This is a genomic window from Streptomyces sp. NPDC037290, assembly GCF_055603245.1.
Window position 1 is genome coordinate 488,300 of sequence record NZ_JBVJVZ010000006.1, and the last position, 17,314, is coordinate 505,613.

Genomic DNA, 17,314 nt, shown 5'->3' on the forward strand with positions numbered 1-17,314 from the left:
CCACGTCATCGGGGATGTCGGTCGGGACTTCTCGTTCTTCTGACTTCTGAGCGGGATTCTTCGCAAAGGCTAGGTTTGATCGCCCTGTTACGCCCGCCCTTTTCCCGGTACGGCAGGGCGGAACGGCGACCACCCCCACACCATAACGCGATGTATCGCGTCCTACAACGCACTTCACCCGGACGGATGGCGGGACGGGCGGCGAGGCGAGAGCGGCGGGGCGGATGGCGAGTCGTGCTCGGCGTCAGCCGATGACCGTGTACCCCGCGTCTCGGAGGGCCTGGCCGACCTCGACGCAGTGGGCCGGGCCCTTCGTCTCCAAGTGCAGCTCCACCTCCACCTCCGTGAGGCCGAGCCGCGGGTCGGTGCGTACGTGACTCACGTCGAGGACGTTGGCGTCGACCGCCGACAGCACCCCGAGAAGCGTGGCGAGGGCACCCGGGCGGTCCGTCAGGCGGAGCCGGACGGCCAGGTAGCGGCCCTGCGCGGCCATACCGTGCCGCAGCACGCGCTGCATCAGCACCGGGTCCACGTTCCCGCCGGAGAGCACCGCGACGACCGGGCCCTCGAAGGCGTCCGGCGCCGCCAGCAGCGCCGCGACAGGGCTCGCCCCGGCCGGCTCCACGACCAGCTTGGCCCGCTCCAGGCACAGCAGCAGCGCGGCCGACAACTGGTCCTCGCTGACCGTGCGCACCTCGTCGACCAGGTCCTGGATGATCCCGAACGGCACCATGCCCGGCCGGCCCACCTTGATGCCGTCGGCCATCGTCGCCGGGTCCCGCACCGCCACCGGGTGCCCTGCCGCCAGCGAGGGCGGATAGGCCGCCGCGCCCTCCGCCTGCACCCCGACGATCCTGACCTGCGGCCGGATCGCCTTCACCGCCACCGCGATGCCGGCCGCAAGCCCGCCGCCGCCGATACCGACGACGATCGTGCGCACCTCAGGGCACTGCTCCAGTATCTCCAGGCCGACCGTGCCCTGACCTGCGATGACGTCGGGATGGTCGAAGGGGTGGATGAACACCGCGCCCGTCTCGGCGGCGTACTCCTGCGCGGCGTGCAGCGTCTCGTCGACCACCTGGCCGTACAGGCGCACCTCCGCGCCGTAGTCCCGGGTCGCGCTGACCTTCGGCAGCGGGGCGCCCTTCGGCATGAACACCGTGGAGCGCACCCCGAGCAGCGAAGAGGCCAGCGCCACGCCCTGCGCGTGGTTGCCGGCGCTCGCGGCCACCACGCCGGCCGCCCGCTCCTCCGGCAGCAGGCCGGCGATCCGCACATAGGCGCCGCGCAGCTTGAAGGAGCCGGTGCGCTGGAGGTTCTCGCACTTCAGATGCACCGGCGCACCGACCAGCTGGGAGAGGTGCCGGCTGCCCTCCATGGCGGTCACCCGTGATACGCCCGAGAGCATCTTCTGGGCGCCGCGCACATCGTCGAGGGTGACGGAACGCAGGGAGTCAGCGATGCCGTAGCTCATGCCTCCAGCATCGCAGTTCACGCTCGTACACGACTTGTGTGACCAAGCTCCGAGACCGGTTTGTGCAGCGCCGGTACGGCCTGGCGCCGGGCCGCGTACCCTGTCCCCCAACCCAGCAGCCCTTCATGAAGCGAGCCTCCGGCCATGCCCACAACACCTGAAATGTCGATGGACATGACGACCTTCGGTGACACCGGTCTCCTCGACACCCTCCAGCACGAGGTGGCCGTGTTCGCCCGCCGCGCCGAACAGACCCGGCTCGGCGGTGTCGGGCAGGTGCGCAACTCCATGGACCGCGCGGCGTATCTGCTGCTCAACCGGCTCGACAAGGAAGGCCCGATGGGCGTCAAGGCGCTCGCCGCGAGCATGGGCATCGACTCCTCCACGGTCACCCGGCAGGTGGCTCCCCTGGTCGACACCGGGCTCGTCAAGCGCACCTCGCACCCCGAGGACGGGCGTGCCGTGGTCCTCCAGCTGTCCCCGCGCGGGGTCGCCCGGCTCGAGGAAGTGCGCTCCTCCAGACGTCAGCTGATGGCAGAGCTGACACACGACTGGGCACCGGAGGAGCGCGAGCAGTTCTGCACGCTCCTGACCCGGTTCAACGGCGCGCTCTCCGCGCGGATGACCGTGCAGGGGCCCGCACCGGCGGAACAGTCGCCGGCGTCCTGAGACCGGACCGGCTCCGCCGGACCCCCGTGGGCACCGGTCGGTTCCGGAGTCTTGACCCCGGGCCGCCACTGGCCTCATATGAGACCAGGTCCTGCGTCGTACGCGGTTCACCTGTCCCGTACCGGGCAGGGCCCCTCAAGGGGAGGCGCGGTGCGTGATCGGCAGGTGCCCCGAGGTGCCCGCCGGGCCCGGGAGTTCGAGGCGTTCGTCGCGGGCGCGGCCGGCCGTCTGCTGCATGCCGCCACCCTGCTCACGGCGGAGGCACCGCACACCAACCCGCGCGCGCGGCGCCTTCTGACACGCGCGTTCGCCCACACCTACGCACGCTGGGACGGGCTGCACGGCGAGGACCCGTACGACTGCGCCCGCCAGTACCTCGCCACCCGGTTCGCACGCGCGACCTGGCACCGTCACGTCTCCTTCGGCCGCGCCCGCCCGGATCCCCGCAGCCCGCTCGCCGCGCTCACCCCGCAGGAGCGGCTGATCCTCGTACTGCGCCTCTACGAAGGCGTCGCCGAGGAACAGGCAGCGGCCCTGCTGGGCCTCCCCAGGGAACGCATCCGCATCATCTGCGAGCGCGCAACCGCCACCCTGCTCCTTCCGGTCCGCCCTGCGGCTCCGCACCCGGCGGGACGGAAGGTGGTGCCGTCGTGAGGCGGCGGGGCGGGGAGCAGAAGCCCTCTTGCCGGGGGAGGGAGTGGTGAACCGGGTTGAGCGGGAGGCCGCCGCACGGCAGATCATGGAGCAGGCTCCGGCGCCGGTGCCGCCGGACGTGTGCGCGGAGGCGGTGCGCCGCGGCGAGCGCCTGCTGCGGCGGAGGCTGCTCGTCCGCCGGGTGCTGTGGCTGCTGGCCTGCGCCGCGGCCGTCGCGTTCAGCGTGTGGGCGGCCCGCGTGCACCCGTGGGCGGAGCCGCCCTCCCAGACGACTCCGCCGATCACCGGCTGGTGAGCCGGCCCCGGGAACCGGCCCCGAGACGGCTGTCCTGTCGGCTAGCCCAGGGCCTGCTGCAGGTCTGCCAGCAGGTCGTCGACGTTCTCGATGCCCACGGACAGGCGCACCAGGTCGGCGGGGACCTCCAGTGCGGAACCGGCCGCGGACGCGTGCGTCATCCGGCCGGGGTGCTCGATCAGGGACTCGACGCCGCCGAGCGACTCTCCGAGGGTGAACACCTTGGCCCGGTTGCACACCTCGACCGCGGCCTCCTCGCCGCCCTCGACGCGGAAGGACACCATGCCGCCGAACGCCCGCATCTGCTTCGCCGCGACCTCGTGGCCGGGGTGCTCGGGCAGGCCCGGGTAGAGGACGCTGGTCACGCGCGCGTGCCGGGTCAGCATGTCGGCGATCTTCGTGGCGTTCTCGCTGTGCCGGTCCATCCGCACCGCGAGGGTCTTGGTGCCGCGCAGCACCAGCCAGGAGTCGAAGGGACCGGCGACGGCGCCCATCGCGTTCTGGTGGTAGGCCAGTTCCTCACCGAGGCCCTGGTCGGAGACGATCAGCGCGCCGCCGACCACGTCCGAGTGACCGCCCATGTACTTGGTCAGGGAGTGCACGACGACGTCCGCGCCGAGCGACAGCGGCTGCTGGAGGTAGGGCGTGGCGAAGGTGTTGTCGACGACGAGCTTCGCGCCCGCGTCGTGCGCGACCTGAGCGAGGGCGGCGATGTCGGTGATGCCGAGCAGCGGGTTGGAGGGGGTCTCCACCCAGACGGCCTTGGTCTTCGGGGTGATCGCGGCCCGCACGGCGGCCGGGTCGCTGGTGTCGGCGACCGACCACTCCACACCCCAACGTGTGGCGACCTTGGCGAAGAGCCGGAAGGTGCCGCCGTAGGCGTCGTTCGGGATCACCACGTGGTCGCCGGGGGTGAGCAGCGTACGCAGCAGGGTGTCCTCGGCCGCCAGGCCGGAGGCGAAGGCGAGGCCGCGGCGGCCGCCCTCCAGTGCGGCGAGGTTCTCCTCGAGGGCGGTGCGGGTGGGGTTGGCGCTGCGGCTGTACTCGTAACCGCCGCGCAGCCCGCCCACGCCGTCCTGCTTGTAGGTCGAGACCTGGTAGATGGGCGGGACGACCGCGCCGGTGAGGGGATCCGCGGTGTTGCCCGCGTGGATCGCGAGGGTCTCGAAGTGCTGACTGATGTGCCTGTCGCTCATGTGCACCGAGCGTAGTGCGCTCGGGCGGATGCTGGCGCCCGCGAGGCTCGACCCCACCGGACCGAGCCTCTCTGTCATGCACGTGCCCGGAGTTTTCCACAGCCCGAGGTGGGGGTTGGCCAATTGCCGGCGGGGTCTGGTTCGCTTGGGGCATGGCGATTCTCTGGCTGCTGATGGCGCTGCTCATGCTGAGCTTCGTGCTGCTCCCGCTCATGCGGCGCAGGCGCGGGGTGATCGAGCAGGTCCCCCCGGGGCACCCGGACGCCGCCGACCCGGCGGCCTACGGCTTCGTGCGCCAGGAGGAGCTGGACGTGCGCATGCCCGGACCGGACCAGGATCTGCTGGACGTCCTGGAGTTGGTGCAGCGCACCCAGGACTATCGTGCGGCCTCCCAGCTGCTGGCCGGCACCGGGGCGGAGGACGAGCAGCGCTGGCAGCGGGTGCAGGCCTTCGCCGGCGCCGCCGCGCTGGAGCTGCAGCAGCGCCCCGGCGGGGTGCACGAGACGCCGGGCGGCCAGTGGCTGCGGGTGTGGCGCGCCGAGCAGCCCAAGGACGCGGGCAGCGCCGCCGTCTATGCCGAGTTCCTGGTGCAGCAGACCTGGCGGACGTCGACGCCGGGCACGGACGACTTCCGGATCATCATGGAGGAGGCCCGGGACGCGTGCGGGCAGGCGGCCCTGCTGGCCCCCGGCGACCCGGTGCCGTACATCGTCGAGCTGTCCATCGCCCGTGGACTCGCCTACTCCCAGGCGGAGTTCGACCAGCTGTGGCTGAAGATTCTCGACCGTGCACCGCATCACATGGGTGCCCATCTGGCCGCGCTGCACTACTGGTGCGAGAAGTGGCACGGCTCCCGCGAGCAGGCGTACTCCTTCGCCGAGGCCGCCGCGGCGCGCGCCCCGCAGGGCTCGCTGCTCGCCGCGCTGCCCCTGTTCGCGGTCTTCGAGCACCTCCCCGAGGTGAACCTGGTGGCGAGCTTCTACCAGAGCGAGGTCGTCACCAAGGCGATGCACGGCGCCCTGCACGCGGTGCACTCGGCCCGCCCCGACGACCCGATGCTCGCGCACGTCCGCCATCTGCTGGTCTTCTTCCTGGTCCGCGCCGAGCGCTGGCAGGAGGCCATGCACCAGTTGATACACGTCGACGGGCACATCGGCGCGCTGCCCTGGACCCTGTCCGCCGACCCGGCCGCCGAGTTCGCCGTCTACCGCGCCCTGGCCGTGGGCGGTTACGAGGCGAACGGCGGCAGCCCGGCCACCCTCCCCGGCTGAGCCGGCGGACGCCCCGGCCGTACGACGTGGCCAAGGGGCGGTCCGTGGGGACCGCCCCTTGGCCAGATCCGGAAGTCCGGGGCCGTGCAGGGCCCCGCCTTCCGGCGCTGTCAGCCGCCGTTGTACGGGCTGGGGATCAGGCAGAAGTCGATGTGGCTGAGGCCGAAGAACAGGCTGCCGTTCGGGCCTGCGCCGGGGGGGGCGTGGAGGGCGGTGTCGGACGAGATGCCGTTGGGGAAGCCGTGGGCCGCGTCGTAGTTGTAGAGGTTCTGGTTCGGGCCGCCCTTGACGAAGACCTGGCGAGCAGCGGTCGCGCCGGTGATCGAGAAGTCGAACGTCTGGTTGTCCGAGCCGTGGATGGTGAGGGTGAGCGTCCCGTCACCGGGGATGTTGGTGACCGACGTCCCCTCGTGGAACGGTTCGTTGATCCGCAGTGCGGTCGATCCGGCGGGGCACACGGGGTCCCCGCCGGGGAAGGGAACTTCGGCGGGCTGCACGCCCGCGCCGCTCGGCGGACCCGGCAGCGCCAGGGCGGGGCTGGCGGCGACGCCGACTGCGACTACGGCCGTCAGGCCGGCGCCCAGGAACCGGGCTCCCCAGCGTGCGCGCCGGGACTGCGTCGTTGATCGAGTGGCTACTCGCATCACGAGCGCTCCTCCTTGATTCTGAGGATGTACGGAGTCTGGCCCTCGCGAGATCCCGCGCCAGTCGATTCGATGATTCGAATTCTGTGCATTTGTCCGCGACAGGGCGTCTCGAAATATGCCCGACCGCCCCGTCGCGCAACTCCACGACCCGTGGGCCGTAGTCCATATGAGCTTCATAACAGGCCAGAAAGGTGATTCGTCGTCAGTGCACGGTCACAGTCAGGCCGTTCCCCCGCCTGACCCCCTTCGACCTGCTGTGACGTGCCCCACGTGCCCTTGTCGCGACCGGACGACGTACCTATGTTCGGTCGCATGTCCACCCAAGATGCCGCGCTTCCCACCGAACCGGTCGACTTCGCCGTCGATCTCACCGGCCATGAGATGACCCGGCGGGCCCATGTCATGGACGCGCTCGGCGCCGACTGGGACCCCGTCGAGATGATGCGTGGCGAGGAGGAGGCGTACGACCTGCTGTACTCCGGCCTCGACCAGGAACAGCAGCGGATATACGACGCCCTCGTCGCGTCCGGGGTCCTCCCTCAGCGCGGAGACGGCCGTGCTTCCGCTTGATCCCCAGGCGGACATCGGACGCCGCGCCTGGGTGACCTGCCCGCACTGTGCGGACCACCGGGGCTGCGCCACGTGCGAGCAGGGTCGCAGGTGCTCACGGCACTGGCGTTATCTGCTCTCCAACACGGGCAGCCTGCTCCACCTGCAGTGCCCCTCGTGCACCCACGTCTGGGACCACGAAACGGGCTTCGGCGCCACCCGCACCGGTTGAGCACGGCTGCGCGGGTGTCCCTCCGGAGCGACGTGCCGGTGCGGTCGTCGTCAGGGTGAGGGGTGAGGGCCACCGTGGACGGGTGCTTCTCGTTCCGGGCTGGATGTGGCAGCGGGGGCCGGTGAGCCGGGGGGTGGGCGCCGTGGTGGTCTTCGGGGTGCTGAGCCTGTTGCACGGGCCCCGGGTGGCGCGCCGGATGGCCAGGTTCTGGCCCCGGCGAGACCACCGCCTCCTGGCTGGTGGTCGTGCTCTTCCTGGCCGGTCTGCTGTGGTGGCCCCGCAGCCGTGCCCGCCTCCTGGCCCGGGCCGGCCGGGCGGAGGCGTCGGCGCGCCGCGTGACGGGCGACTCCTGACCACGAGCCCCGGCGCGACCTCGTAACTCAACGCCGACTCCTCGACGCCGTTTCCTCGGCGCTGAACGCTCACCGCAACTCCGCGACCAGCCCCGCAGTTCCGTTCGTCCCGCTTCCAACCGCGCGACCCGGGGATCCGGTTCGGACAGGCGGGACCGCCCGGTAAATCCGGCGACGGGGCGGCCCCTGCCCCGTACATTCACCGCTCACGAGACCACAGACGCACAGCAGGGGGAGGCAGCGGGATGAGCACGTTCCTCATCGGCGGCGGGTGGGACACGGTCGAGGTCTACGAGCCGTTCGTCCATGCGGTCGGCCACGGCCGGCGCATCGGGTGTCTGGTCGTCGACGAGGGCGACGGGGCGGCCCGGTACGAGCGGTATGCCGAGGCGCTGCGGGGGGCCGGGCCGTGCACGCCCGTGCCGTTGCTCGTACCGCTGGGCGACCGGTTCGAGCCACAGGAGGCGCTGGACGGGATCGACGGACTGCTGGTGTGCGGTGGGCTGACACCCGCCTACCAGGAGGCGCTCGCGGACTGCCGCGAGCGCCTGCCGGCACTGCTCGCCGGGCGCGGGATGCCGTACGCGGGCTTCTCCGCCGGTGCCGCCGTGGCCGCGCGGCGGGCGGTGGTCGGAGGGTGGCTGGTGGACGGGGTGCCGGTGTGCCCGGAGGAGACCGGGGAGGACCTGGCGGAGGTCGAGGTGCGGGCGGGGCTCGGGCTGGTGCCGTTCGCGGTGGACGTCCACGCGGCCCAGTGGGGGACGCTGGCCCGGCTGGTCGCGGCGGTCGGGCGCGGGGACGTGCCGTACGGCGTCGCCGTGGACGAGAACACCCTGGTCACGGTGGAGCACGGGGAGGCGCGGGTGGCGGGCCGGGGACGCGTCCATGTCGTACGGCCCGGCGGGGGCGGGGGTGTGCTGGTGCGGGCCCACCGGGCCGGGGAGGGGTTCCCGGTGACTCCGGCCGGGACCAGCTGAGGCATGCCTCCCCCTCCCCCGCACCGCCCGCCTGCCGCGCTGCCGGGCACCGGGCAGGACCGGTGACTCAGATCGTGGCCGTGTCGATCACGAAGCGGTACCGGACGTCGCTGCCCACGACACGCTCGTACGCCTCGTTGATCTGGTCGGCCCGGATCAGTTCGATCTCGGCGCCCAGGTTGTGCTCGGCGCAGAAGTCGAGCATCTCCTGGGTCTCCTGGATGCCGCCGATCCCGGAGCTGCTGATGCTGCGGCGGTGGCCGAACACCGAGGAGAGCAGGATGTTCACCGGCTCCTCCGGGATGCCGACGTTCACCATCGCACCGTCCGTGCGCAGCAGGGACAGGTAGGCATCGAAGTCGAGCGGCGCCGACACCGTGTTGAGGATGATGTCGAAGGTGCCCTTGAGGTCCTCGAAGGTCTTCGGGTCACTGGTGGCGTGGTAGTGGGTGGCGCCCAGCTTCAGACCGTCGTCCTTCTTGCGCAGGGACTGGGAGAGGACCGTGACCTCCGCGCCGAGGGCGGCGGCGATCTTCACTCCCATGTGCCCGAGGCCGCCCAGGCCGACGACCGCGACCTTCTTGCCCGGACCGGCGTTCCAGTGCTTCAGGGGCGAGTAGGTGGTGATGCCGGCGCACAGCAGCGGGGCCGCCACGTCGAGGGGGAGGCCGTCGGGGATGCGGACGACGTAGTTCTCGTCGACGACGATCTTCTGCGAGTAGCCGCCGTAGGTGGGCTGCCCGTCCTTGCCGACGGAGTTGTACGTCCAGTTCGGGCCGCCGCCGGTGCAGTACTGCTGCAGACCGGCCCTGCAGTTGTCGCACTCACGGCAGGAGTCGACCATGCAGCCGACGCCCACGCGGTCGCCGACGGCGTACTTCGTGACACCCGGGCCGACCTCGGAGACGACGCCCGCGATCTCGTGGCCGGGCACCATCGGGAAGATCGCGGTGCCCCAGCCCTCCCGGGCCTGGTGGATGTCGGAGTGGCAGATACCGGCGAACTCGATGTCGATCAGGACGTCGAACTCGCCGACCGCGCGCCGCTCGATCGTGGTCCGCTCCAGCGGGGCCTTCGCGGCGGGCGCGGCGTAAGCAGCAACAGTGGTGGTCATGCCGGGGTTCTCCTAGCGATGTCATCGCGCCCGGCTGCCTTTCCGCCGGGCACGCAATCACCCTCTCTCACGCTACGACGGCCACCCAGACCACGCCTCTGCGTACGTCTGCCGTGCCTACCACTGGCGGGGTCAGGTTCCTGTACGTACGACCGTGAATACTGGTTGTATGGAAAACCAGCCCCTGCCCTCCTCCCCGCCCCTGGACCGGCGGGCCGAACTGAGCGAGTTCCTGCGCAGCCGGCGGGCCCGGCTGAAGCCGGAGGACGTGGGGCTGCCCGACTTCGGCCGGCACCGGCGGGTGCCGGGGCTGCGCCGCGAGGAGCTGGCACAGCTGGCCGGGGTGTCGGTGGCGTACTACACCCGCCTGGAACAGGGCAACGGGCGGAACGTCTCGGCGGAGGTCCTGGACGCGATCGCCCGGGCGCTCAGGCTGACGGACGCCGAGCACGCGCACCTGACGCATCTGGCCAAGCCGAAGTCGCACAAGAAGAAGCCGGCGGCGCGCCAGCAGCAGGTCCGCTCCTCGCTGCGGCAGCTGCTGGACACGATGGACGGCGTACCGGCGTACATCGTCGGGCGGCGCTCGGAGATCCTCGCCTGGAACCGGATGGCGGCGGCGCTCTTCGGCGACTGGGCGGAGCTGCCGCCCGCCGAGCGCAACTGGGCCCGCCTGGTGTTCCTGCGCCCCGACTACCGCGATCTGTTCGTCGACTGGGAGCAGAAGGCGATCGACATCGTCTGCGCCCTGCGCATGGACGCGGGCTGCTATCCGGACGACCCGCGGCTGTCGGCGCTCGTCGGTGAACTGTCCGTCAAGAGCGACGAGTTCCGCCGGCTGTGGGCGACGCACGACGTCAAGGAGAAGAGCCACGGCGTCAAGTGCCTGCACCACCCGCTGGTGGGTGACCTGTCCCTGAACTTCGAGTCCTTCCGCCTGACGGAGGACACCGACCAGTCCCTGGTGACCTACCACGCCGAGCCGGGCTCCCCGTCCGCCGACTCCCTCCGGCTCCTGGCCAGCTGGGGCACGGACGCGGCCCACGCGGTGCCGTCGGCCTGACGGCCCGCCTCCCGGTGTGAAAAGGGGCACCCGGAGCCCTGCTCCGGGTGCCCCTCACTCGTCAGTGGGCGCTGCGGCTCACTTGCCGAAGTACGCGTCGTAGACCGTGATCTGCGACGTGTTGCCCTGCTTGTCGGTGATCGTGGAGCGCAGGGAGAGGGACGCGCCCTTCGCCGGGTTCTTCACGGTGATCCTGCCGCCGCGGACGTCGGCCTTCTTGAAGGTCGTGCCGTCGTAGGAGACGTACACCGTGAGCGACTTCAGGTTGCCGCCCGCCGCGGAACCCTCCACGGTGACCGGGAAGGTGACCGTCCGGCCGGCCTCGACCCGGCTGTCCAGGCCGGTCGTGACGCCGTAGCGCAGGACGGAGGCGGGGAGCTGGACCGCGGTGCCGGACACCTTCCTGGAGCGGAACGTCCAGGTGGCGTCGATCCGGGAGGAGGCCCGGGCGACGCTCGCCGAGCGCTTGACCGAAGTGGTCAGCTTGTAGGCGGCGTCACCGGCCGGCACCTTGAAGGTCGCCTCGCCGACCAGCGGGTCGTCGGTGGAGCCGACCTTGGTGCCGTCGCGGTAGAGGGTGGTGTTCACCGAAGTGAAGGCCGAGGACCCGGGGTGGCTGCCGGAGTCGGCGAACAGCGGCAGCGAACCGTAGATCTCGTCGCCGTTGCGGTAGAGGCCGAAGTCCTTGTCGAGGTGCGGGCCGAAGACCGCGGTGTTGACCGTCCTCGTGTAGCTGCGGCCGGCCTTGAAGGAGGACTCGCCGAGCGAGTACGAGGCGTCCGTCAGCGGGAAGCCGTCCTGGTCGACCCCGCCGTACTGGGTGAACTCCAGGTCCCACAGGACCCCGCCGACGGCGGACAGGTGCAGGGTGCGGATGCCGGGCAGCTTCTGCGGCACCTCGATGGACGAGGCGCCCGTGCTGCCGGGCAGCCAGCCGGCGGCCCCGACCGAGCCGGTCCTGCCGTCCACGGAGGAACCGAGCCGGGCCTTGACGGTGGCCAGCTCGCTCGCCTTGTAGTGCTTGGTGTAGCCGGTGGCGAGCCTGGTGACCGGGCCGCCGCCGGTGACGTCGTACTGCTCGCTCGTCCCCCTGGTCCAGTGGCCGTCCCACTGCTGGTACAGCTGTCCCGCGGGGAGCTTCGGGCCCAGGTGGGCGGTGCGGAAGTTCTTGTACGTGTCCAGGAACCAGCCGTAGCCGTACTCGTAGTCGCCGATCGTGAGGGTGTAGCCCGGCGAGGCGAACTGCGACGTCACGTGTGAGGCCGGCACGGTGATGTCCACCGGCTTGGCCTTGCGCGCGTCGATCGTGATCGTCTGCTTCTTGGCGACGGTCAGCTTCGGCTCGGCGATCCAGTCGGCGCCCTTGGTGCCGTCCTCGCTCCCGAAGACGGAGGAGTTGAGGATGTACGTGCCCTTGGGCGCGCGCACCCTCACCGTGCCGGACGGGTCGTTCGGGCTCGCTTCCGTGCCCTTCGCCAGGCCGCCCACGCCGCTGAGGTCGGCGCTGTAGTACTTGGCGGGCTTGCCGTCACGGCCGATGAACTTCAGCGTGACGTCGTACGACTCCACCTCGCGCTGCACCGCGGCGGCCGTGCGGACGCTCTGGCCGGCGCCGGTCGCGGTCACGTACGCGGAGTAGGCGCCGTCCAGGGTGCCGCCCAGCCTGGTGTCGGCGGTGAGGTCGACGGACGCCCTGCCGTGCGCCGGGACCGTCAGCCGCGTCGCGCCCAGCGTGAAGAAGCCCGACGGGGCCGCGTGGCCCCTGGGGTCGGTGGCGGTGCTGCTCAGGGTGAGCGTGACGTCCTTGTCGCCGAGGTTGCGGTACGTCACCTTCCTGGTGACCGGCTTGTCGTCGGTGTGCGGCCACTGCTGCACACCGAAGCTCACCGAGACCGGCTCGGCGATCACGGTCTGCCGGTAGGCCTTGTCCACCGCGATTCGGCCCGAACCCTGCTGGAACGGCGTGTACTTGCCGCCCTTGGCGGAGCCGGTCAGCGCGCCCTTCAGCTCGGCGTAGCCCCAGTCGGGGTGTTCCTGCTTGAGGATCGCGGCGGCGCCGGCGACGTGCGGGGTGGCCATCGAGGTGCCGGAGAGGGTCAGGTAGCCCTCGGGCTTCTCGCCGACCTCCTGGTCGATGACGCTGCCCTTGGCCGCGGCGGCGGTGATGTCCACGCCGGGCGCGGTGACGTCGGGCTTGATGGCGCCGTCGCCGACGCGCGGGCCGGTGGAGGAGAAGTCGGCGAGCTTGTCCTTCTTGTCGACGGCGCCGACGGTGAGCGCGGCGTCCGCGCTGCCCGGCGAACCGATCGACTGGGGGCCGTCGTTGCCCGCGGCGATCGCGAACAGGATGCCCTTGGTGGCGGAGAGCTTGTTGACCTCGGCCTCGAGCGGATCGATGCCGGGGCTGTCGTAGCCGCCGAGGCTGAGGTTGACGACGGAGGCGCCCTGTGCGGCCGCCCACTCCATGCCGGCGAGGATGCCGGAGTCGTCACCGGAGCCGGTGTCGTCCAGGACCTTGCCGTTGAGGATCTTGGCGTCCGGTGCGACACCCCGGTACTTGCCGCCCGACCTGGCGCCGGTGCCGGCCACGATGGAGGCGACGTGGGTGCCGTGCCCGAAGTGGTCGGCGGCGTCGGACGCGGAGGTGAAGTTCCTGGACTGGACCACCTGGTCCTTGAGGTCCGGGTGACGGGTGTCCACGCCGGTGTCCAGGACGGCGACCTTCACGCCCTTGCCGGTGTAGCCCGCCTTCCACGCGACGGGCGCGCCGATCTGCGGCACGGACTTGTCGAGGGAGGCCCGGCGGACGCCGTCGAGCCAGACGTGCGCGATGCCGGAGGCGGCCCGGCCGCCGTCGGTGACGGCGTGCCACAGCCGGGCGGTGCCCTGGACGGGCGTCTGCACGGCGTCGGCGTCGAGGGCGCCGAGGCTGCGGCGCAGATGGCCCGCGCCCCGGACGTCGGCCCTGGCCGTGGCCGCGGAACCGGTGTAGCCGACGATGACCTTCAGGCCGTTCTTCTGGGCTCTGCGGGTGTCGGCCTTGTTCAGCTCGGTGACGTCGAACAGGCGCTGGTCCAGCACTCCGGAGGCCACCAGGCGCGCCGCGTCCACCGGGACGACGAGCGTGTGGCTCTTCGTTCTGCGGACCTGGACGGGTATGTGCTCACGTCCCTCGGCCCGCTCGATGCCGACGATCCGGCCCTTGGCGTCGAGGGCGACGCGGTCACCGGTGATGAGAGTGACATGGGTCTTCGCGGTGAGCGCGGAGGCGACGGTCGGGGTGCGCTCCGCGGGCCTCGCCGACGCCGGGCTGGTCATACCCGCTGCGAGGGCGACGGCTGCGGCCGTGGCAATACCGGCCGCAGCAGCTCTTTTCACTTGTCTGCGCAAGTTCTCCCCCTGGAGATGGAGTACCGGGCGAATTCCCCGTTCACCCGGGCGGGGTCGATGGCGTACGCAGGCACGGCACCCCCCGGATCACGCAGTATGCCGGGGGGTGTTCGGGCGGCTCAATGGACGAGAGGACGGTAAGAAAGAGCGACGGAAAACTGTTACGCCGTGGCCGGATCGCTGTAACAAACCGTCAGGTGCCGGCGTTCTCCCTCACTGTGATCATTCCCTTCCGGATGGTGGCGAGCCGCGGGGCCTTCTTCGCGGTCAAAAACGCCAGTGCCGCCCCTGGGGGCGGCACTGGAGAGGCAGGGACGGGAGCGTCAGACGGCGGAGCCGGCCTTCCACTGGGCCCAGCTCATGTTCCAGCCGTTGAGGCCGTTGTCGGGGGCGACCGTCTTGTCGCCGGTGTTCTGGACGACGACCACGTCACCGATCAGCGAGTTGCCGTAGAACCACGCGGCCGGCGTGTTCGGGTCGCCGGCGCCCTTGACGTCCTGCAGGCCGACACAGCCGTGGCTGGTGTTGACGTTGCCGAAGACGGACGGCGCGCCCCAGTAGTTGCCGTGGATGAAGGTGCCGGAGTTGGTCAGGCGCATGGCGTGCGGCACGTCCTTGATGTCGTACTCGCCCTTGCCGTCGGAGTCCTTGAAGCCGACCGTCGCGCCGTTCATCCGGGTCTGCTTGAACTTCTCCGAGATCACCATCTGGCCCTCGTAGGTGGTGTGCTCGGGGGCGCCCGCGGAGATCGGGATGGTCTTGACGACCCTGCCGTCCTGCGTGACCTTCATCTGCTTGGTCTTCGCGTCGACGTACGAGACCTGGTTGCGGCCGATGTGGAAGGTGACCGTCTTCTGCTGGATGCCGGTGACACCGGGCGCGCCCTGGACGCCGTCGAGCGCGAGCTTCAGGGTGACGGTGGAGCCCGCCTTCCAGTACTGCTCCGGGCGGCAGTCCATGCGGTTGGCGTTGAACCAGTGGCAGGCGACCTCCTGGCCGCTGCTGGAGCTGACCGTGATGCCCTTCTGCACGGCCGCCTTGTTGGTGATCGCCTTGTCGAAGTTGATCGACACCGGCATGCCGACACCGACGGTCGCGCCGTTGTCCGGGGTGAAGCTGCCGATGAAACTGTTGGCCGGGGAGACGGTGGTGAAGGACGCGTTCTCGTTGGCTATGCGGCCCTGGGAGTCCTTGGCCTCCGCGGCGACCTTGTAGGTGGTCGAGCGCTGCAGCTGGACGGTGGGCTTCCAGCTGGTCCTGTCGGCGGAGAGCTGACCGGGGACGGCCCTGCCGTCCTGAGTGGTCATCGTGACGCCGGTCAGCGTGCCCTTGACGACCCTGACGCCGGCCGAGTTGTTGATGGAGGCGTTGTCGGAGCCGTCCTTGGGTGTGATGGTGATCTGCGCCGCGGACGACTTCTTGGCCGCCGCCTCGTCGGCCTTCGCCTGCGAGCTGTTGCCGTCGTCGGCCGCCTTGGTGTGGCCGCCGCCGGAACAGCCCGTGAGTGCCAGCACACCACCGAGCAGTGCGGACGCGGCCATCAGGCCCTTGCGCCGCTTACTGTCCGTCATCACACGCTTCTCCATCGTTGCCGAATTCCGTGAAAACCCCGAGGTCCCCCGTTGCGAACCCTCCACGCTACGGGCGATCCGTCCTTTTCCACATGGTTCGCATGTGTTAGGCGCACCACGGTCGCCCCGGTCGCCCGAGGCGGATGGTGCGGAAGTCGTCCGTGCGCCCCCCTGAGACGACGAAGCCCCGGACGGCGGTTGCCGTCCGGGGTCATGGGTGCCCCGGGACGCTCAGCCGATGCCGTCCTCTTCTTCGTCGTCCTCCCCATCATCCTCGTCGAGGTCCCAGTCGGACGAGTCAGGGTCGTAGTCGATCCGCTCACTCGACCAGGACGCCTGCTGGAGTTCCACCCCGGGCACCTCGCTGACCAGGTCGAACGGGTCCACGAGATACGCAAGAGCCTCGGCGGTGTCTTCCGTCACAGCTCCCTCGGTCTGGGACCGCTCGGCCTCCGGAAGCTCCCGGTCCCGGGCGAGCCGGCCCAGCGCGGCCTTGGCCACCTCGTCCTCGTCCTGCACCTCGAGGACCAGCTCCACTCGAAGCCGTACAAACCGTGATGTGTCTTCAGCACTCATGGCGGGAGCGTACGACCGAAACCTCCCGTGACTTTCCTGTGACCCGCGACTTTCACTAACATCGCTCCCCACGGCCAATTCGCCAGCGTCACAAGGGGATCGATATTCCGTGTCATCCGTTCGCCGACCGCTGCTGACCGCCACCGCGGCGGGCACCCTGCTGTGCGCACTGTGGTTCGTCCCGTCCGCGAACGCGTCGCAGGACTCGGGCAGAGCGCGTGCGGAAACGTCCATGACACATGTGACCCAGCAGGCCAGGGCGGTGTCACGGGCGACCTCGGAGGCCGCCCGGGACGCGGCGGACGACACCGAACTCGCCGACACCGGAAGCCCCGACACCACGCCGTACGTCGTCGGCGGCACCCTCTTCCTCGGTGTGGGCGCCGGCTTCGTGCTCTACTCCGTGCGCCGTGAACGCATGGGCTTTTAATTCCCCTTGACGACCCTTTGACGAGCCGCACATAGTTCGCCCATGAAGAGATCATCGGGCGTGCGACGGTGTGCCACCGCGGTGGTGGGTGCGCTGTCGCTCGCCCTTGTCACGGGCTGCTCCCAGGGCGATTCGAAGGAATCCGGTGCGTCCGCGAAGGCGCTGAGCGCCGCGGAGTTGAACAAGCGGATCATCGCCGAGGGCGAGGTGCCGGGGTACCGGGTGCAGCCGGTGCCGGCCGCCCGCGCCAAACCCGTCACGACCGACAGCGCGCCGTGCCGGCCGCTGGTCCGCGTGCTGAGCGGGCTCCCGCCGGTCGACGCGGCGGCCAAGGCCGACCGGCTGGCCATGGAGAACCCGAAGAAGAACCCCTCGGCCAGGCCCACTTCGCTGGACGGCCTCGACGAGAAGCAGGTCGAGGAGAGGATGCACAGGTCGCTGGACCGGGACGTCACCACCGTCACCCTGGCCTCGTACGACGGGGACGGTGCCGAGAAGGCCCTCGCGTCGGTCTCCCCCGCCCTCAGGTCCTGCGCGAGCGGCTTCCCCGCCCAGCAGGCGGGTACGAAGGTGCGGTTCACCGAGGTCGCCGAGGAGAGGGCGACGGGCACCGGGGACGGGTCGGTGGCGTTCACCGCGACGATGGACCCGGACGACGGGGACGCGGCGCCCGTGCACGCCGAGGTCGTCCGGCTCGGGAACACCCTGTCGGTCTACTTCACCTCGAACCTGGGCGCCATGATGGCCAAGAAGACCTACGCGGTGCCGCCGGAGGTCGTCAAGGCCCAGCAGGCCAAGCTGAAGTGACGTGGAAACAGGGGCCCCGCACCACGGCGGGGCCCCTGTTCTCGTG

17 protein-coding genes are annotated in these 17,314 nt (G+C 70.7%); 10 read left to right on the top strand and 7 right to left on the bottom strand.

Annotation, left to right across the window (positions count from 1 at the left end; translation table 11 throughout):
• Positions 1 to 244: 244 nt before the first annotated feature.
• Positions 245 to 1,474 (bottom strand): threonine ammonia-lyase, encoded by a 1,230-nt coding sequence (ilvA, locus tag ACZ7HQ_RS24100; protein ID WP_470993464.1) that lies wholly within the window; start codon positions 1,472 to 1,474, stop codon positions 245 to 247.
• Between the two features lie 162 nt (positions 1,475 to 1,636).
• Between ilvA and ACZ7HQ_RS24105 the strand changes: the two genes are divergently transcribed.
• The 3 genes from ACZ7HQ_RS24105 to ACZ7HQ_RS24115 all read left to right on the top strand — a co-directional run bounded on the left by ACZ7HQ_RS24105 (position 1,637) and on the right by ACZ7HQ_RS24115 (position 3,092).
• The gene (locus ACZ7HQ_RS24105; RefSeq protein WP_470993597.1) at positions 1,637 to 2,143 is read left to right on the top strand and encodes a MarR family winged helix-turn-helix transcriptional regulator; all 507 of its coding nucleotides are present in this window, start codon (positions 1,637 to 1,639) and stop codon (positions 2,141 to 2,143) included.
• Between the two features lie 150 nt (positions 2,144 to 2,293).
• The gene (locus tag ACZ7HQ_RS24110) at positions 2,294 to 2,797 is read left to right on the top strand and encodes a sigma factor-like helix-turn-helix DNA-binding protein (RefSeq protein WP_470993467.1); all 504 of its coding nucleotides are present in this window, start codon (positions 2,294 to 2,296) and stop codon (positions 2,795 to 2,797) included.
• 46 nt (positions 2,798 to 2,843) lie between these two features.
• Entirely contained in the window at positions 2,844 to 3,092 is a 249-nt protein-coding gene (locus ACZ7HQ_RS24115) for a hypothetical protein (protein ID WP_470993470.1), read from the top strand.
• A gap of 41 nt (positions 3,093 to 3,133) precedes the next feature.
• On the opposite strand, the gene ACZ7HQ_RS24120 is transcribed toward ACZ7HQ_RS24115, so the two are convergent.
• Positions 3,134 to 4,288 carry a cystathionine gamma-synthase gene (locus ACZ7HQ_RS24120; protein ID WP_470993473.1) on the bottom strand — a complete coding sequence of 385 codons (1,155 nt, stop codon included), beginning with the start codon at positions 4,286 to 4,288 and terminating at the stop codon, positions 3,134 to 3,136.
• A gap of 152 nt (positions 4,289 to 4,440) precedes the next feature.
• Here ACZ7HQ_RS24120 and ACZ7HQ_RS24125 point away from each other — a divergent pair, with 152 nt between their 5' ends.
• Positions 4,441 to 5,559, top strand: a complete 1,119-nt coding sequence (locus ACZ7HQ_RS24125) for a hypothetical protein (protein ID WP_470993476.1) — start codon at positions 4,441 to 4,443, stop codon at positions 5,557 to 5,559.
• A 110-nt stretch (positions 5,560 to 5,669) separates the two neighbouring features.
• Here ACZ7HQ_RS24125 and ACZ7HQ_RS24130 read toward each other — a convergent pair whose 3' ends face one another.
• Complete coding sequence (locus ACZ7HQ_RS24130) at positions 5,670 to 6,206, bottom strand: hypothetical protein (RefSeq protein WP_470993479.1); 537 nt, start codon at positions 6,204 to 6,206, stop codon at positions 5,670 to 5,672.
• Between the two features lie 312 nt (positions 6,207 to 6,518).
• Here ACZ7HQ_RS24130 and ACZ7HQ_RS24135 point away from each other — a divergent pair, with 312 nt between their 5' ends.
• From ACZ7HQ_RS24135 to ACZ7HQ_RS24145, 3 genes are all read left to right on the top strand, one after another.
• The gene (locus ACZ7HQ_RS24135; protein ID WP_470993482.1) at positions 6,519 to 6,776 is read left to right on the top strand and encodes a DUF6400 family protein; all 258 of its coding nucleotides are present in this window, start codon (positions 6,519 to 6,521) and stop codon (positions 6,774 to 6,776) included.
• Complete coding sequence (locus tag ACZ7HQ_RS24140; RefSeq protein ID WP_470993485.1) at positions 6,763 to 6,987, top strand: hypothetical protein; 225 nt, start codon at positions 6,763 to 6,765, stop codon at positions 6,985 to 6,987. The genes ACZ7HQ_RS24135 and ACZ7HQ_RS24140 overlap by 14 nt, the downstream gene beginning before the upstream one ends.
• 598 nt (positions 6,988 to 7,585) lie before the next feature.
• The gene (locus ACZ7HQ_RS24145; RefSeq protein WP_470993488.1) at positions 7,586 to 8,317 is read left to right on the top strand and encodes a type 1 glutamine amidotransferase family protein; all 732 of its coding nucleotides are present in this window, start codon (positions 7,586 to 7,588) and stop codon (positions 8,315 to 8,317) included.
• Between the two features lie 67 nt (positions 8,318 to 8,384).
• On the opposite strand, the gene ACZ7HQ_RS24150 is transcribed toward ACZ7HQ_RS24145, so the two are convergent.
• On the bottom strand, positions 8,385 to 9,431 hold the full coding sequence (locus ACZ7HQ_RS24150) for an NAD(P)-dependent alcohol dehydrogenase (protein ID WP_470993491.1): 1,047 nt from the start codon (positions 9,429 to 9,431) through the stop codon (positions 8,385 to 8,387).
• 169 nt (positions 9,432 to 9,600) lie between these two features.
• Here ACZ7HQ_RS24150 and ACZ7HQ_RS24155 point away from each other — a divergent pair, with 169 nt between their 5' ends.
• Entirely contained in the window at positions 9,601 to 10,494 is an 894-nt protein-coding gene (locus ACZ7HQ_RS24155) for a helix-turn-helix domain-containing protein (RefSeq protein ID WP_470993495.1), read from the top strand.
• A gap of 78 nt (positions 10,495 to 10,572) precedes the next feature.
• On the opposite strand, the gene ACZ7HQ_RS24160 is transcribed toward ACZ7HQ_RS24155, so the two are convergent.
• From ACZ7HQ_RS24160 to ACZ7HQ_RS24170, 3 genes are all read right to left on the bottom strand, one after another.
• Positions 10,573 to 13,812: a S8 family peptidase gene (locus tag ACZ7HQ_RS24160; protein WP_470993497.1), complete on the bottom strand. Its 3,240-nt coding sequence runs from the start codon at positions 13,810 to 13,812 to the stop codon at positions 10,573 to 10,575.
• 395 nt (positions 13,813 to 14,207) lie between these two features.
• Positions 14,208 to 15,455 carry a L,D-transpeptidase gene (locus ACZ7HQ_RS24165; RefSeq protein ID WP_470993500.1) on the bottom strand — a complete coding sequence of 416 codons (1,248 nt, stop codon included), beginning with the start codon at positions 15,453 to 15,455 and terminating at the stop codon, positions 14,208 to 14,210.
• 231 nt (positions 15,456 to 15,686) lie between these two features.
• Complete coding sequence (locus ACZ7HQ_RS24170; protein ID WP_470993503.1) at positions 15,687 to 16,031, bottom strand: hypothetical protein; 345 nt, start codon at positions 16,029 to 16,031, stop codon at positions 15,687 to 15,689.
• 109 nt (positions 16,032 to 16,140) lie between these two features.
• On the opposite strand from ACZ7HQ_RS24170, the gene ACZ7HQ_RS24175 reads away from it, so the two are divergent.
• Together ACZ7HQ_RS24175 and ACZ7HQ_RS24180 are read left to right on the top strand one after the other, a co-directional pair.
• On the top strand, positions 16,141 to 16,461 hold the full coding sequence (locus ACZ7HQ_RS24175) for a hypothetical protein (RefSeq protein WP_470993506.1): 321 nt from the start codon (positions 16,141 to 16,143) through the stop codon (positions 16,459 to 16,461).
• 42 nt (positions 16,462 to 16,503) lie between these two features.
• Complete coding sequence (locus ACZ7HQ_RS24180) at positions 16,504 to 17,268, top strand: hypothetical protein (protein ID WP_470993509.1); 765 nt, start codon at positions 16,504 to 16,506, stop codon at positions 17,266 to 17,268.
• Positions 17,269 to 17,314: the final 46 nt, after the last annotated feature.